This is a genomic window from Tardiphaga sp. (genome assembly GCF_041424195.1).
Taxonomy (GTDB): domain Bacteria; phylum Pseudomonadota; class Alphaproteobacteria; order Rhizobiales; family Xanthobacteraceae; genus Tardiphaga.
The window spans coordinates 36,396-49,552 of the sequence record NZ_JBGMOE010000073.1 but is presented as its reverse complement, the minus strand read 5'-3'; the positions used below and the strand labels follow the sequence as shown (position 1 = coordinate 49,552).

Genomic DNA, 13,157 nt, shown 5'->3' with positions numbered 1-13,157 from the left:
CGCGCTTGTGTTTGCGCGTTCTGTTGCACGTCCATGTGACAGCTGCGCAAAAGCAGCGCCTTGGCATCGCCTAACAATCCGGTGATTTCCAGATTTAGCCGCCGCGTTGTCGCATCAAATTCATGCGACGCTCGTAAGCCACCCACACTGAATTGATTGACCTAAGCAGGACACCATGCCGACCGAGACCGAATATCAGCTCACCGAAGATCAATGGGACACGCTGCGGGCACTCCGCCCAGCCGGCCTGCCCGTTCGGCTGAACCGTTACGTTCTCGATCAGCTGGTTGCTATGGGGCTCGTCGCGCTGTCGGACACCGATCCGACGCTGACACCCACGGGCCGGGCCGTGGTTTTGCGCGGCTGTCCACGTCTGTGGGACCTTGCGGCGTAAGCTGCCGTCTTGTCTCCGCGGCCATTGCCGCCGCTACAACAGAAACGTCAGCGCATCCTCGCAGCGGTCCTCGACCTTGAAGCTGAGAAATTCATCGGCGCGCGTGCGGCCGAGATTGATCGCCGCGATGGGGATCCCGGCACGCACAGCGGCCTGAACGAAGCGGAAGCCGGAATACACCATCAGCGACGAGCCGACGATCAGCATAGCGTCGGCCTTGTGCAGATGGCCGAGCGCAGCATCGACGAATTCGCGCGGCACGTTCTCACCGAAGAACACCACGTCCGGCTTGAGGATGCCGCCACACTGCGTGCAGGCCGGCACCACGAAAGACGCGAAATCAACGTCCTCCAGATCGGCATCGCCATCAGGCGCAACGGCCGCATCGAGGTCGAGCCATCCTGCGTTCAAGCGACCCATCTCGTGCTGAAACTCGTCGCGCTGGATGCGACGTTCACATCCCATGCAGCGAACACGATCGAGCCGGCCATGAAGGTCGATCACCCCCGTGCTGCCGGCGACCTGATGCAGCCGGTCGACATTCTGGGTGAGCAGCACCTCGCATTTGCCGAGCTGTTCGAGGCGCACCAATGCGTGATGCGCATCGTTCGGCCGCGCCTGGCCAAACCGCCGCCAGCCGATGAGGCTGCGTGCCCAGTAGCGCTGCCGCGTCAGTTCCTCGCCCATGAACGCCTGAAACGTGACGGGCTGCGTCCGCTTCCAGTTGCCGTCGGTGTCACGATAATCGGGAATGCCCGAATTGGTGCTGCAGCCGGCGCCGGTCAGGACAAAAAGACGGTCATGGCGATCAACGAAATCGCGGAGGGCATTGGGTGGGGTCATCAGGGTAGGCTTATCTCTCGGCGAGAAACGATGCCAAGCGGACGCCGGCGCGACGCATGGGACTGCATATGTGGGGGCGGAATTCGGCGATTCCACCGCGCGCGATCGCGCCGCCGCACCGAACATCGTCGGTGAGCCGATGGACCGGCTGTTTTCAGATGAAAATCGGGAGATTCTGGCCAATAGGGGCGCTGCAAGTGAGCGCTAAGCCATTGAAATCATGGTCGGAGTGGCAGGATTCGAACCTGCGACCCCTGCGTCCCGAACGCAGTGCTCTACCGGGCTGAGCCACACTCCGACTAAGAGCGCGGCTTATAGCCTTGGGTTTCGCATCCTGCAAGAACCCCGGTAAAGAAGCCTGACCGATTTTCCAGAACAAGGATCTGCCCTGCATGGCCACAGGCCTGACAACCCGGATGAGCCCTGCCGACACCGCCCATATTGTGGAGGCGGCGCGCTGCCTGCGCGCAGGCGGGCTGCTGGCGTTCCCCACCGAGACGGTCTACGGGCTCGGCGCGGATGCGGCCAATCCGCGGGCCGTGGCGGGGATCTATGAGGCCAAGGGCCGGCCGTCGTTCAATCCGCTGATCGCCCATGTGGCCGATCTCGCCGCTGCCCGGCGCATTGCCCGCTTCGATGCGCGCGCGCTGGCGCTGGCCGAAGCGTTCTGGCCGGGACCGCTGACGCTGGTGCTACCCAAGGCGGCGGACTGTCCGGTAGCCGACCTGGCCACCGCCGGCCTCGACACGATCGCCATCCGCGTACCGGCGCATCCCGTGGCCCACGCGCTGCTGCAGGCCTTTGGCGGTGCCGTGGTGGCGCCATCGGCCAATATCTCCGGACACGTCTCGCCGACCACCGCAGCCCATGTGCTGAGCGATCTGGAGGGCCGGATCGACATGATTCTCGATGGCGGGCCGGTTGAGGTGGGCGTTGAATCCACCATCGTCGGTTGTTTCGACCAGCCGATGCTGCTGCGGCCGGGCGGCCTGCCGCGCGAGGCGATCGAGCGGGTCTTGGGTCAGCCGCTGGCAAGCCCGCCGGATGAACTCGCGAGCGATACAAACCAGCCGCTGGCGCCGGGCATGCTGGCCTCGCATTACGCGCCGCGGACACGGGTGCGGCTGCTGGCCGAGGCCGTCAACCCCGGTGAGGCCTTGCTGGCCTTCGGATCGGCCCCGCTGCCAGGTATGGAGGGCGCCGCCGCTATCCTGAATTTGTCTGAACAGGGCGATCTCGAGGAAGCCGCCACCAATCTTTTCGGCTATCTTCGCGCGCTCGACGCCGCTGCCATCGCTTCGGGCGCCACCAGTATCGCGGTGATGCCGGTGCCGAACCACGGGCTCGGCGAAGCCATCAACGACCGGCTGCGCCGCGCCGCCGTGTAAATCGAACGCGAGACCAAGAAACGCGCCAAGAAAATATCCAAGGGAATAGTTATGAATATCGTCCAGCCGAAGCCGCCCACGCTCTCCCCCGAAACCATCGCGCGCTTCCGGGCCATCGTCGGCGACAAATACGCCATCACCGATCAGGCCGACGTGCATCAATACGTCACCGAGGATCGCAACCTGTTTTTTGGCACGTCACCGCTGGTGCTGCGCCCGGGCTCGACGGCTGAAGTCGCCGCGATCTGCAAACTCGCCACCGAGACGCGCACCGCGCTGGTGCCGCAGGGCGGCAATACCGGCCTCGTCGGCGGCCAGACGCCCTATGGCGGCGAGGTGGTGCTGTCGATGCGCCGGATGGACAAGGTGCGCGATCTGGACACCTCGTCCAACACCATGACGGTGGAAGCCGGCCTCGTGCTGCAGGTCGCGCAGCAGCGCGCCGCGGAAGCCGACCGGCTGTTCCCGCTGTCACTGGGCTCCGAGGGGAGCTGCACCATCGGCGGCAATCTCTCCAGCAATGCCGGCGGCACCACGGCGCTCGCCTATGGCGTGGCGCGCGAGATGGCGCTGGGCCTCGAAGTGGTGCTGGCCGATGGCCGCACTCTCAACGGCCTGTCGAAGCTGAAGAAGGACAACACCGGTTACGACCTGCGCAACATCTTCATCGGCGCCGAGGGCTCGCTGGGCATCATCACCGCCGCAACGCTGAAACTGTTTCCGAAGCCGCGCGCGGTCGAGACCGCCTTTGTCGGCCTGAGATCGCCGGACGATGCGCTGAAACTGCTCGGCATCTCGCGCTCCGAAGCCGCCGGCAATCTCACCAGCTTCGAACTGATCGCCGATATCGCGGTGGATTTCAGCGTCCGCCACGGCATCGGCATTCGCGATCCCCTCGCCGGCAAGCACGCCTGGTATGTGCTGATGGAATTGTCCTCGGGACGCGACGACGCGCGCGCCACGCTGGAAGCGATCCTGGAGCGCGGCATGGAAGACGGCATCGTCGACGATGCCGTGATCGCCGAGAATATCGCCCAGCGTCAGGCGTTCTGGAAACTGCGCGAGGAAATCTCGCCGGCGCAGAAGCCGGAAGGCGGCTCGATCAAGCACGACATCTCGGTCCCCGTCGCATCGGTACCTGCCTTCATTGCTGAAGCCAATGCTGCCGTCGTGAAGCTGATGCCCGGCGCGCGGCCGGTGCCGTTCGGCCATCTCGGCGACGGCAACATCCACTACAATGTTAGTCAGCCCAAGGAGACGCTTGGCGACAGCGACGGCCGCGAGAAATTCCTGGCGCGCTGGCATGACGTCAACGAAGTCGTCTTCGAGGTCGTGCTGCGCATGGGCGGTTCGATCTCCGCCGAACACGGCATCGGCCAGATGAAGGCGGCTGAGCTGCCCTCGGTGAAGGACCCCGTCGCCATCGAGCTGATGCGCAGCCTGAAGACCATGCTGGACCCGCTGAACATCCTCAATCCGGGCAAGGTGCTGCTGCCGGTGCAACATTGAAAGTTGCCCGGCTCGTCGACACCGATATTCAGGCGGTCATCCAGCTCTGGCTGCGCTGCGGACTGGTGCGGCCCTGGAATGATCCGGAAGCCGATATCCGGCTGGCGCGCGCCGGCACCAATGCCGATGTGCTGGTCGGCCGCAAGGGAAAGACCATCGTCGCCTCCGTACTCGTCGGCCATGACGGCCATCGCGGCTGGGTCTATTACGTCTCGGTCGATCCGGACCATCAGCGCCAGGATTTCGGCCGCGGCATCATGACGGCAGCCGAAGACTGGCTGCGCGAACGCGGTATCGAGAAAATGCAGCTGATGGTGCGCTCGGACAACACCAAGGTGCAGGCATTCTACGAGTCGCTCGGCTATGGCGAACAGAAACGCGTGATCTATGCCAAGTGGCTCGACGGGCGTCCGCTGACGCCGTAGGTCGCAATTGTTGGATGGGTAGAGCGTAGCGAAACCCATCGCCTTGGCGTCCAGCAAGGATGGGGTTCGCGAAGACGCTCTACCCGTCCTGCTGTCAAAACAGCGAGCCCTGACCGTCGTCCTCGCTCACCATCACCTTGCGCGGCGCCCGCACCGGCTTCACCTGCTCCACAGCAGCTTCCTCTGCCGAGATCGGCAGGATGAGCTGTGCATCGTCATTGGCCACCTTGTTGACGGCCATCGCCACCGGATGCCAGGCGAAGGTGCCGTCTCCGGGGGCAGCGAGCATCGTCATCACGTCGGATGCGCTATCCGCACTGCAATCGAGCCACCGGCCGAAATGATCCGGCGTGATCGTCACCGGTACGCGATGGTGCAGAACCGACATGCCCGTGCTGGCTTGCGCAGTAATGATCGCAACCGTGTCGACTTCTTCACCGTTCGGCCCCATCCAGGTTTCGGCAAGACCCGCGAAGCCCATCGGTCCGCCCGCATGTGGATGGATAAAATACGGTTGTTTGCGTTCACCGCGATTTTGCCATTCGTAGTAACCATCGGCCGGAATCAGACAGCGTCGGCGGCGAATCGCGTTTTTGAAGGCAGGCTTTTCCTGTACCGTCTCGGCGCGTGCATTAATCAGAAGCGTAAACTTCCGCGGGTCCTTGACCCAGGAGGGCAAAAGGCCCCATCGCATCAGACGGAAATGCCGGGATCCGTTTTCAACGATGACAACGGGAACCGGCTGCGTCGGCGCAACATTGTATCTGGCAGGGAAGTTCGGCTGCTCAACATAGCCGAATACCTGCCGTAACGCTTCCGGCGCCGACGTAATGACAAACCGCCCACACATTCTCGATCCGCAATCCTTGTTCAGGCGGTTTTAACCCGAAACACCAACAGTGCGACACATGACCCTGACGGCCCTGCAACCGGCGCAGCATGACCACCACGACCTGGCCGGCGCCGGTGCTGGCCCGGTCGCGTCCGCCGCTGAACTGATGGCCGCGAACATCAATCCACGCACGGGTCTGGCCACCGATTATCTGAATCACTTCAACGAAGCCATCATGCTGCTTGAGCTGATCCCGGACATGCCGGACTGCTATGAGCTGTTTCTGGAGTGGCAGCCGCTCAGCTATGCCGGGCACTTCATCAAATCCAACTTCAAGGCACGCGATCTCGCCATCGCTTCCTATGAGGCTGCACGCCCCGATATCCGCGCCGAATTCGACGCGCTGGTCACGAACATGACGCAGATCCTGATCACCGTCGGTGACGCCATGCGCACCGTGCATCATGACCGCACCCGCGCGATGCTGGCCGAACAGGCTGCCGGCTGGGTCAAGCCGATGGTCGGAACCGCCGGCGGCATCATCAACGGCCGCGATGAGGAATCCAACGTTGACAGCATCATGGCGCAGTGACCTCGTGACCATTGCTCCTCCCGCCCATCCGCAACTCGCCACCAGCGCCGCCATCTTCCGGGACGGCAAGGTGCTGCTGGTCCGCCGCGCCCGCTCGCCCGGCAAGGGCTTCTATTCGCTCCCCGGCGGGCGCGTGGAATTCGGCGAATCCCTCGCCGTCGCCCTCGCGCGCGAAGTGATGGAGGAGACCGGGCTGACCATCGACATTGTCGGCCTGTCCGGCTTTCGCGAAGTGCTGCCGAACGACAAGGTGACCGGGCATTACCTGATCATGTCCTTTGCCGCACGCTGGGTGGCTGGCGAACCCAGGCTGAACGACGAGCTCGACGATTTCCAGTGGGTCGCGCCGGACGATCTCGGCGCCTTGAAGACCACCGACGGCCTCGGTCCGATCCTTGCCATGGCGGAAGACCTGGTCGGACCATAGATAGCTCCTTGCCGCTGCGGCAGCGTTGCCTTGCTTCAGACGGCTTGAAAAGGCATATCAGCCGGGTTCCGGGACCATTCATGTTGAAGCATCTGCTCCTCATTCTGACCGTTGTGACGATCTGCGCTGGCTCTGCCCGGGGGCAGGACGCGGCTGCGCCATTCGACAACGATCTGCAGCGGATGTCGGAGATCCTCGGCGCGCTGCATTACCTGCGCGGCATTTGCGGCAATAACGAAGGCAACAAGTGGCGCAACGAGATGCAGGCGCTGGTCGACGCCGAGACGCCGTCCGGCGAGCGCCGCGCGCGCATGATCGCCGGCTTCAACCGCGGCTATAACGGCTTCCAGCAGACCTACCGGACCTGCACACCTGCCGCGACTATCGCGATCCGCCGCTATATCGACGAAGGTTCGCGGATCTCGCGCGACCTCACCGCAAGGTATGCGAACTAGATGAAGCAACATGTGATCGACACGGTCTTTTTCGATCTCGACGGGACGCTCACCGATCCCAAGATCGGCATTACGGGCTCGATCCAGTATGCGCTTGATAAGCTCGGCATCCCCGTTCCCAGCCAGGACGAGCTGACCTGGTGCATCGGGCCGCCGTTGCGCGCCAGCTTCGTGGCACTGCTTGGCGGCGAGAAAGACGCCGATCGCGGCGTCGAACTCTATCGCGAACGCTTCGGTACGATCGGACTGTTCGAGAATACGCTCTATGACGGCATCACCGCGACGCTGGAGACGCTTCATACTTCCGGCCGCCGGCTCTTTGTCGCAACCAGCAAACCGCATGTATTTGCCGACCGCATCGTCGAGCACTTCGGCCTGCGCAAGTATTTCACGCACGTATTCGGCTCGGAACTCGACGGTACCCGCGTCGACAAAAGCGATCTGCTTCGCTACGCGCTGGACGAGACCTCCACCGATCCCGCCCGGGCCATCATGATCGGCGACCGCAAGCACGACATCATCGGCGCCGCGAATAACGGCATTCCGGGAATCGGCGTGCTCTATGGTTATGGTGGCCGCGAGGAGCTGACCTCCGCCGGCGCTCGGCATCTGGTGACTTCACCTACGGAAATTCCGGGGCATATCAACTAGTCGTTGGATGGGTTCCGCGAACACGCTCTACCCATCCCTCCGATAATCGCGATTTCAATGCTTCCCCGCGCCCATATAGCCGAACAGGAATCCCGCGACCTTGCGCTTCTGGATTTCCTCGCTGCCTTCCGTAATGCGATAGCGGCGGTGGTGGCGATAGATGTGCTCGAATGGCTTGTGGCGTGAATAGCCCATGCCGCCATGCACCTGCATCGCGCGATCGGCGGACTCGCAGCACAGCCGGTTGGCCCAGTAGTTACACATGGACACCTTGTCGGACAGCGTGTGCTCGACCTGGGCCTGGGTGAGCTGGTCCATCTCCCATGCGGTCTTGCGGATCAGCAGCCGCAGCATCTCTGCCTGCGTCGCCAGTTCGACCAATGGAAACTGGATGCCCTGGTTGCGCGCCAGTTCCTCGCCGAACGGCTTTCGCTCGCGCGCGTATTTCACGCTCTCATTGATGCAATAGACCGCCGCCCCCAGCGAGCTCGCAGCCTGGCGGATGCGGTTCTCATGCACGAAACACTGCGCCAGCGATAACCCGCGGCCGATCTCGCCGAACAGCGCATCATCCGGCACGAACACATCGGTGAACGAGACACGCGGATGGTCCGTGGGCATGTTGAAGGTCCACATATATTCTTCGATCTTCACGCCTGCGGCCTTGGCCGGCACCAGGAAACAGGTGATGCCGCGCGCATCCCCGTCATTCCCCGACGTTCGCGCGAACAGCGCGCAATGCGTGGCCACATGCATGCCGGTGGTCCACATCTTCTCGCCGTTGATGACCCAGCCCTTGACGCCGTCTCGTGTCGCCTCGACCGCCGTCGTCTCCATATGTGTGGCGTCCGAGCCGTGCTCGGGCTCCGTGAGCCCAAAGGTGATGCGATACTTGCCGGTGATGGAGCCTTCGATCATCTCCTTCTGGTCGTCGCGGCCATAGCGATCCAGCATCGTTACCAGCGGCAGATTCCCGACAATGGAGTGTTCGTTCTGCAGATCGTTGTGCAGACCAAGACCCTTGGCGGCGAAATGCTCGCGGATCACCGCCATCCAGAGATTGCTGCCGTCCTTGCCGCCATAGCGCTTCGGGATTGCGAAGCGGAGATGGCCGGCCTTGTCGGCGCGGTTCTTTGCCTGGCGCAGCAGCGCTTCCCATTCGTGTCGAGGCAGCCCGCCATTGTCGAAATCGGTGCGCGCCCATTCGCGACGATGATCGAAGAAACGGATGTTATCGTCCGCGTCTTCCATCGGCTTGATCTCGCGCAGGATGAAGCTATCGAGTTCGGCGAGATAGGCGACCAGATCGGCCGGCAAGGAACAATCCAAGGCGCTCTCCCGATTGTTTTGATGAGCTTTGTTGCTCTTGTTAATCGGGCGATTAAGATGGCATCGTTCGATCAAGTCAAGCGCGGCAAGTCACGCACGGCCCCGCCGCAAATATTCTGCGCAACGAAAAACAAGAGGGAGGCCGCGATGGCTCTGCAATTCTCAACCGTGACCCGCAAGGGACCGATCACCATCGTGACGCTGTCACGCCCGGAAGTTTACAACGCGCTGCACACCGACGCGCATAACGAGCTGCACGAGGTGTTCAACGACTTCGCCGCCGATCCCGACCAGTGGGTGGCGATCGTCACAGGCGCGGGCGACAAGGCGTTCTGCGCCGGCAACGATCTGAAATGGCAGGCGGCAGGCGGCAAGCGCGGCTGGAACACGTCGGGCTTTGCCGGCCTCACAGCACGCTTCGATTGCGACAAGCCGATCATTGCGGCTGTGAACGGCGTCGCCATGGGCGGCGGCTTCGAGATTGCGCTGGCCTGCGACCTGATCATCGCCGCCGAGAATGCGACCTTCGCCTTGCCGGAACCACGCGTCGGCCTCGCCGCTTTGGCCGGCGGCCTGCAGCGCCTGCCACGCCAGATCGGCATGAAGCGCGCCATGGGCATGATCCTCACGGCACGCCACGTGAAGCCGCAGGAAGGTTATGAGCTCGGCTTCGTCAATGAAGTGGTGCCGCAGGGCGAGGCCCTGAATGCCGCGCTGCGCTGGGCCGAGACCATCTGCCAGAACTCACCGATGTCGATCCGCGCCTCCAAGCAGGCAATCCAGAAGGGCATGGCGGTGTCGCTGGAACAGGCGATCACCGAACAGCGCGAATATCCCGCGGTGAAGGCAATGGCGGCGTCGGAAGACTATGTCGAAGGACCGAAGGCATTTTCGGAGAAGCGCAAGCCGAACTGGAAGGGGAAGTAGCTTCAGAGCCGCAGGGTGGGCAAAGGCGCGCTTGCGCGTGCCCACCCTATTTTTTCAGCTCCCGTTGATACGCCGCATAATTGGGCTGATCGACCGCGAGTTTCGCCAGCGTCGTCTGCCACAGGTGATCCTTTACACCGGGCGTATCGAGATCAGCCTCACCGCTCGCAATGCGCGCGGCGAGTATTTGATTGAGTTCGTTGAGCGATCCCGTGGTGCCCAGCAGTGCCGAGAGGCTTGCGGCCTCGCTCGCATCGCTCGCACCTTCCAGCGTCAACTGCCGCGTCACCAGATCGAGCGCGTTGATTGCGACGCGCAGCTTGAACGCCGCATGACCGGACAGCTGCGGCGTGATGTCGTTGCGCAGGAAATCCGCGACGGCTTTGACGAGTTCATCCGGCTTCGGTTCGTCCTGCATCACTCACCCTTTTGCTTTCGCATGATCCAATCCGAAAACCGGCAACCACTTTCCGGGATCATGCGCGCGGAGCAAGAAGCCGCAACAGATCAATCTCGGTTTCCGACGAGCGCCGCCCGATCATCGCCCGCTCCATCGAATGATCCGGCCCCAGTCGAAATCGCTGCATCATCCCGACGCACATCACGCCCCAGCGCAGTGTGCCCATCACTTCCCAGAACTTTACGCATTCGGCATCGACCTTGATGCCCGACGCCGCCTCGTAAGCTGCGAACAAATCCTCATAGGCGCCGAAACCACCGACCGGTTTGTCGATCGCTCCAAAGCGCCATGAATTGACGCAGATCCAGCCAAGATCCTCCATGGGATCGCCTATATGCGCGAGCTCCCAGTCCAGCACTGCGCACACGCCATCGGGCCCGATCATCAGATTGCCGTGACGAAAATCGCCGTGCACCAGAGTGACGCGCTCGGACGGGCCGGGATCGTGATCACGCAACCAGCGCAGTGCCAGTGCGAAAACCGGCCTTGGCCAGTTAAACCCCTCAATTTCCCTGGCAATATCGGAAATTTCGATCGCGGCTGTCATGCGTCGCAGCTGCGGCAGTGCTGCGATATCGAGACCATGGATGCCGGCGAGGATTCCGCCACACTGTTGCGCGAGTTTTGGGCGCGCCTGCGCGAATTCGTCGTCACGCAAAATCTTGCGCGGGATGGTTTCGCCAGCGACCCGCTGCATGATGAAGCCCGTTCCCAGATCCTCATCCGGTCCGAGAACATGCAGCACCTTCGGCGACGGCACGCCGGCATCATGCGCAAGCTGCATCAGCACCGCTTCGGCATCGAGACCCGCAGCACGGCCGGGCGCCGCGCCATAGCCCGGCGGCGCGCGGCGCAGGATGGCGCCGATGGCACCATCGGGATGCGTGATATCGAACGACCACGTCTCCTGACTGGCGCCACCGGACAGCCGCGTTGCCGACGCCACGCCCGTCGCGCCGGGGCACCACGCCACCGCACTGCGCGCCAAAAGCTCCGCGACGGACGCCGCGCTCAAGGCTTACTGGCCCGTGAACTTGGCCGGACGTTTTTCCAGGAACGCCGCGACGCCTTCCTTGAAGTCGGGCGAAGCACCGGCGGCGCGCTGCGATTGGACCTCGAGATTGATCTGGTCCTCGAAGGAATTCTCCGGGCTTTCCCAGTAGAGCTTGCGGATCAGCGACAGTGCGATGGTCGGGCCGTTGGCGAGTTCATGGGCGAGCTTCATGGTTTCATCCATCAGCGCCGCATCATCATAGACACGATTGACGAGGCCCCATTCCAGCGCCTTCTCGGCCGGCAGCCTTTCACCAAGCAACGACAGTTCGACCGAACGCGCCTTGCCGATCATGCGGGGCAGAATCCAGGTCGAGCCGCAATCCGGCACCAGACCGATACGGCGGAACGCCTGCAGGAAATAGGACGAGCGCGCACACAAAATGAGATCGCCCATCAGCGCGAAGCTCATGCCGGCGCCGGCGGCGGGGCCATTCACCGCGGTAACGATCGGGCAATGCAGGTTCTGCAGCCGGCGCAGGAACGGATGGAAGGCAGTCTCCAGCGTGGCGCCGGCATTGCTGCGCGCCTTTGTGAGCTGATTGTTGCGCCCCTGAAGATTGGCGCCCGTGCAGAAGGCACGGCCGGCGCCGGTGAGGACCACGCAGCGCACATCCGCCTTGCGATCATCGATCTCGTCCAGCGCCTCGCCGAGGCCGCCGAGCATGTCGACCGAGACCGCGTTCATGACCTCCTGATGATCGAGCTTCAGGATGGCGACATTGCCGTCGAAATCGAGCGTGACGTGTTTGAACTGCATGGTTTCCTCACGGGATGATCCGCGTGTTTATTCCGCGGTGTGGAAGCTCTATCTGGGCATGATCTGATCCGAAAACCGGCATCCACTTTTCGGGATCATGCGATTGTATGTCAGGCGGCATATTTGATTTTTCAGACGCGCTTGTCCATGCTTCCTGGGGAACACCAGCCCACCAACGGACGCACGGCATAACGTGCGCCAAACATGGAAACGCTGACATGGCAACGCCAACACACATTTTCGACCTCAGCGGCCGCGTGGCCGTCATCACCGGCGGCAATGGCGGCATCGGCCTCGGCATCGCGCAGGCGCTGGCCACCGCCGGTTGCAATGTCTCGATCTGGGGCCGCAATGCCGAGAAGAACAAGGCGGCAGCTGCCAGCATGGCGGATTGCACCGGCAAGGTGGACACGCTGGTCTGCGACGTTACCGACACCGCCTCGGTGAAGTCGGCGATGGATGCCACGCTCAAAAAATTCGGCCGTGTCGATGGCTGCTTCGCCAATGCCGGCATCGGCGGCGGTGGCCGGCACAATTTCATCGACCGCACCGAAGAACAGTGGCGCACCATGTTCGCCACCAATCTGGACGGCGTCTTCCATGCCTTCCAGGTCGCCGCGCGGCACATGACGGAACGCGCCGAGGCCGGCGACAAATTCGGGCGGCTGGTGGCGACATCGAGCCTCGCGTCGATCTTCGGCACTGCGCGCAACGAGCACTATGCGGCGACCAAGGCGGCGATCAACGCGCTGGTGCGCGCACTGGCGGTCGAACTGGCGCGGCAGGGCGTGACGGCGAATGCGATCCTGCCCGGCTGGATCAAGAGCGACATGACGGCGGGGATCATGGGCAACGAAAAGTTCGTCGCAAATGTGATGCCGCGCATTCCGGTGCGCCGCTTCGGCGAGCCCTCGGATTTCGGCGGCATCGCGGTCTATCTGATGAGCAAGGCATCGTCGTATCACACAGCGGATACGTTCGTGATCGACGGCGGGTATACGGCGTTCTAACCACAAATGCTGTCATGCCCGGACTTGATCCGGGCATCCATCCTTGCCCCCTGCACCCCATGAAGATGGATGGCCGGGTCAAGCCCGGCCATGACAACCGGG

The 13,157-nt window shown here is 62.9% G+C and carries 17 protein-coding genes and 1 tRNA gene; 11 read left to right on the top strand and 7 right to left on the bottom strand.

All coding sequences use genetic code 11. The features are described 5' to 3' along the window. Nucleotides 1–175 precede the first annotated feature (175 nt). Complete coding sequence (locus ACEK02_RS11635; protein ID WP_371421861.1) at nt 176–394, top strand: hypothetical protein; 219 nt, start codon at nt 176–178, stop codon at nt 392–394. 33 nt (nt 395–427) lie between these two features. On the opposite strand, the gene ACEK02_RS11630 is transcribed toward ACEK02_RS11635, so the two are convergent. Beyond that, nucleotides 428–1,237 (bottom strand): NAD-dependent protein deacetylase, encoded by an 810-nt coding sequence (locus ACEK02_RS11630; protein ID WP_371421860.1) that lies wholly within the window; start codon nt 1,235–1,237, stop codon nt 428–430. Nucleotides 1,238–1,307: 70 nt separating this feature from the next. Here ACEK02_RS11630 and ACEK02_RS11625 point away from each other — a divergent pair, with 70 nt between their 5' ends. After that, nucleotides 1,308–1,445 (top strand): hypothetical protein, encoded by a 138-nt coding sequence (locus ACEK02_RS11625; RefSeq protein ID WP_371421859.1) that lies wholly within the window; start codon nt 1,308–1,310, stop codon nt 1,443–1,445. 13 nt (nt 1,446–1,458) lie between these two features. Here the strand turns inward: ACEK02_RS11625 and ACEK02_RS11620 are convergent. Beyond that, nucleotides 1,459–1,535 (bottom strand) — tRNA-Pro (locus ACEK02_RS11620). A 94-nt stretch (nt 1,536–1,629) separates the two neighbouring features. On the opposite strand from ACEK02_RS11620, the gene ACEK02_RS11615 reads away from it, so the two are divergent. From ACEK02_RS11615 to ACEK02_RS11605, 3 genes are read left to right on the top strand one after another with little or no spacing between them, the layout of a single operon-like run. Continuing rightward, nucleotides 1,630–2,625 carry an L-threonylcarbamoyladenylate synthase gene (locus tag ACEK02_RS11615; protein WP_371421858.1) on the top strand — a complete coding sequence of 332 codons (996 nt, stop codon included), beginning with the start codon at nt 1,630–1,632 and terminating at the stop codon, nt 2,623–2,625. 51 nt (nt 2,626–2,676) lie between these two features. Further along, nucleotides 2,677–4,134, top strand: a complete 1,458-nt coding sequence (locus tag ACEK02_RS11610) for an FAD-binding oxidoreductase (protein WP_371421857.1) — start codon at nt 2,677–2,679, stop codon at nt 4,132–4,134. Then, nucleotides 4,131–4,559: a GNAT family acetyltransferase gene (locus ACEK02_RS11605; RefSeq protein WP_371421856.1), complete on the top strand. Its 429-nt coding sequence runs from the start codon at nt 4,131–4,133 to the stop codon at nt 4,557–4,559. Before ACEK02_RS11610 ends, ACEK02_RS11605 begins: the two co-directional genes overlap by 4 nt. Before the next feature lie 94 nt (nt 4,560–4,653). On the opposite strand, the gene ACEK02_RS11600 is transcribed toward ACEK02_RS11605, so the two are convergent. Beyond that, nucleotides 4,654–5,409, bottom strand: coding sequence for an SOS response-associated peptidase (locus ACEK02_RS11600; RefSeq protein ID WP_371421855.1), 756 nt, complete (start codon nt 5,407–5,409; stop codon nt 4,654–4,656). Between the two features lie 58 nt (nt 5,410–5,467). Here ACEK02_RS11600 and ACEK02_RS11595 point away from each other — a divergent pair, with 58 nt between their 5' ends. From ACEK02_RS11595 to ACEK02_RS11580, 4 genes are all read left to right on the top strand, one after another. Next, nucleotides 5,468–5,983, top strand: coding sequence for a hypothetical protein (locus tag ACEK02_RS11595; protein ID WP_371421854.1), 516 nt, complete (start codon nt 5,468–5,470; stop codon nt 5,981–5,983). After that, on the top strand, nt 5,946–6,410 hold the full coding sequence (locus tag ACEK02_RS11590; protein WP_371421853.1) for an NUDIX hydrolase: 465 nt from the start codon (nt 5,946–5,948) through the stop codon (nt 6,408–6,410). Before ACEK02_RS11595 ends, ACEK02_RS11590 begins: the two co-directional genes overlap by 38 nt. An 80-nt stretch (nt 6,411–6,490) precedes the next feature. Further along, a complete protein-coding gene (locus ACEK02_RS11585; RefSeq protein ID WP_371421852.1) occupies nt 6,491–6,865 on the top strand; it encodes a TIGR02301 family protein in 375 nt (124 codons plus the stop codon). Nucleotides 6,866–6,880: 15 nt separating this feature from the next. Then, on the top strand, nt 6,881–7,516 hold the full coding sequence (locus ACEK02_RS11580; protein ID WP_371421902.1) for an HAD family hydrolase: 636 nt from the start codon (nt 6,881–6,883) through the stop codon (nt 7,514–7,516). Between the two features lie 54 nt (nt 7,517–7,570). On the opposite strand, the gene ACEK02_RS11575 is transcribed toward ACEK02_RS11580, so the two are convergent. Then, nucleotides 7,571–8,845: an acyl-CoA dehydrogenase family protein gene (locus ACEK02_RS11575; RefSeq protein WP_371421851.1), complete on the bottom strand. Its 1,275-nt coding sequence runs from the start codon at nt 8,843–8,845 to the stop codon at nt 7,571–7,573. Nucleotides 8,846–8,992: 147 nt separating this feature from the next. Here ACEK02_RS11575 and ACEK02_RS11570 point away from each other — a divergent pair, with 147 nt between their 5' ends. Then, entirely contained in the window at nt 8,993–9,772 is a 780-nt protein-coding gene (locus ACEK02_RS11570) for an enoyl-CoA hydratase-related protein (RefSeq protein ID WP_371421850.1), read from the top strand. Nucleotides 9,773–9,818: 46 nt separating this feature from the next. On the opposite strand, the gene ACEK02_RS11565 is transcribed toward ACEK02_RS11570, so the two are convergent. The 3 genes from ACEK02_RS11565 to ACEK02_RS11555 are packed head-to-tail and all read right to left on the bottom strand — an operon-like array spanning nt 9,819 to nt 12,045. After that, nucleotides 9,819–10,190 (bottom strand): DUF6285 domain-containing protein, encoded by a 372-nt coding sequence (locus ACEK02_RS11565; RefSeq protein ID WP_371421849.1) that lies wholly within the window; start codon nt 10,188–10,190, stop codon nt 9,819–9,821. 58 nt (nt 10,191–10,248) lie between these two features. Continuing rightward, nucleotides 10,249–11,247: a phosphotransferase family protein gene (locus tag ACEK02_RS11560; protein ID WP_371421848.1), complete on the bottom strand. Its 999-nt coding sequence runs from the start codon at nt 11,245–11,247 to the stop codon at nt 10,249–10,251. A gap of 3 nt (nt 11,248–11,250) precedes the next feature. Then, a complete protein-coding gene (locus ACEK02_RS11555) occupies nt 11,251–12,045 on the bottom strand; it encodes an enoyl-CoA hydratase/isomerase (protein WP_371421847.1) in 795 nt (264 codons plus the stop codon). A 218-nt stretch (nt 12,046–12,263) separates the two neighbouring features. Here ACEK02_RS11555 and ACEK02_RS11550 point away from each other — a divergent pair, with 218 nt between their 5' ends. Further along, on the top strand, nt 12,264–13,055 hold the full coding sequence (locus ACEK02_RS11550; RefSeq protein ID WP_371421846.1) for an SDR family NAD(P)-dependent oxidoreductase: 792 nt from the start codon (nt 12,264–12,266) through the stop codon (nt 13,053–13,055). Nucleotides 13,056–13,157 lie beyond the last annotated feature (102 nt).

Coding starts and splice junctions, on each gene's coding strand:
- ACEK02_RS11555 (WP_371421847.1), bottom strand. CDS start 12,045: ATGCAGTTCAAACACGTCACGCTCGATTTCGACGGCAATGTCGCCATC.
- ACEK02_RS11610 (WP_371421857.1), top strand. CDS start 2,677: ATGAATATCGTCCAGCCGAAGCCGCCCACGCTCTCCCCCGAAACCATC.
- ACEK02_RS11600 (WP_371421855.1), bottom strand. CDS start 5,409: ATGTGTGGGCGGTTTGTCATTACGTCGGCGCCGGAAGCGTTACGGCAG.
- ACEK02_RS11615 (WP_371421858.1), top strand. CDS start 1,630: ATGGCCACAGGCCTGACAACCCGGATGAGCCCTGCCGACACCGCCCAT.
- ACEK02_RS11565 (WP_371421849.1), bottom strand. CDS start 10,190: ATGCAGGACGAACCGAAGCCGGATGAACTCGTCAAAGCCGTCGCGGAT.
- ACEK02_RS11585 (WP_371421852.1), top strand. CDS start 6,491: ATGTTGAAGCATCTGCTCCTCATTCTGACCGTTGTGACGATCTGCGCT.
- ACEK02_RS11635 (WP_371421861.1), top strand. CDS start 176: ATGCCGACCGAGACCGAATATCAGCTCACCGAAGATCAATGGGACACG.
- ACEK02_RS11550 (WP_371421846.1), top strand. CDS start 12,264: ATGGCAACGCCAACACACATTTTCGACCTCAGCGGCCGCGTGGCCGTC.
- ACEK02_RS11570 (WP_371421850.1), top strand. CDS start 8,993: ATGGCTCTGCAATTCTCAACCGTGACCCGCAAGGGACCGATCACCATC.
- ACEK02_RS11630 (WP_371421860.1), bottom strand. CDS start 1,237: ATGACCCCACCCAATGCCCTCCGCGATTTCGTTGATCGCCATGACCGT.
- ACEK02_RS11590 (WP_371421853.1), top strand. CDS start 5,946: ATGAGGAATCCAACGTTGACAGCATCATGGCGCAGTGACCTCGTGACC.
- ACEK02_RS11595 (WP_371421854.1), top strand. CDS start 5,468: ATGACCCTGACGGCCCTGCAACCGGCGCAGCATGACCACCACGACCTG.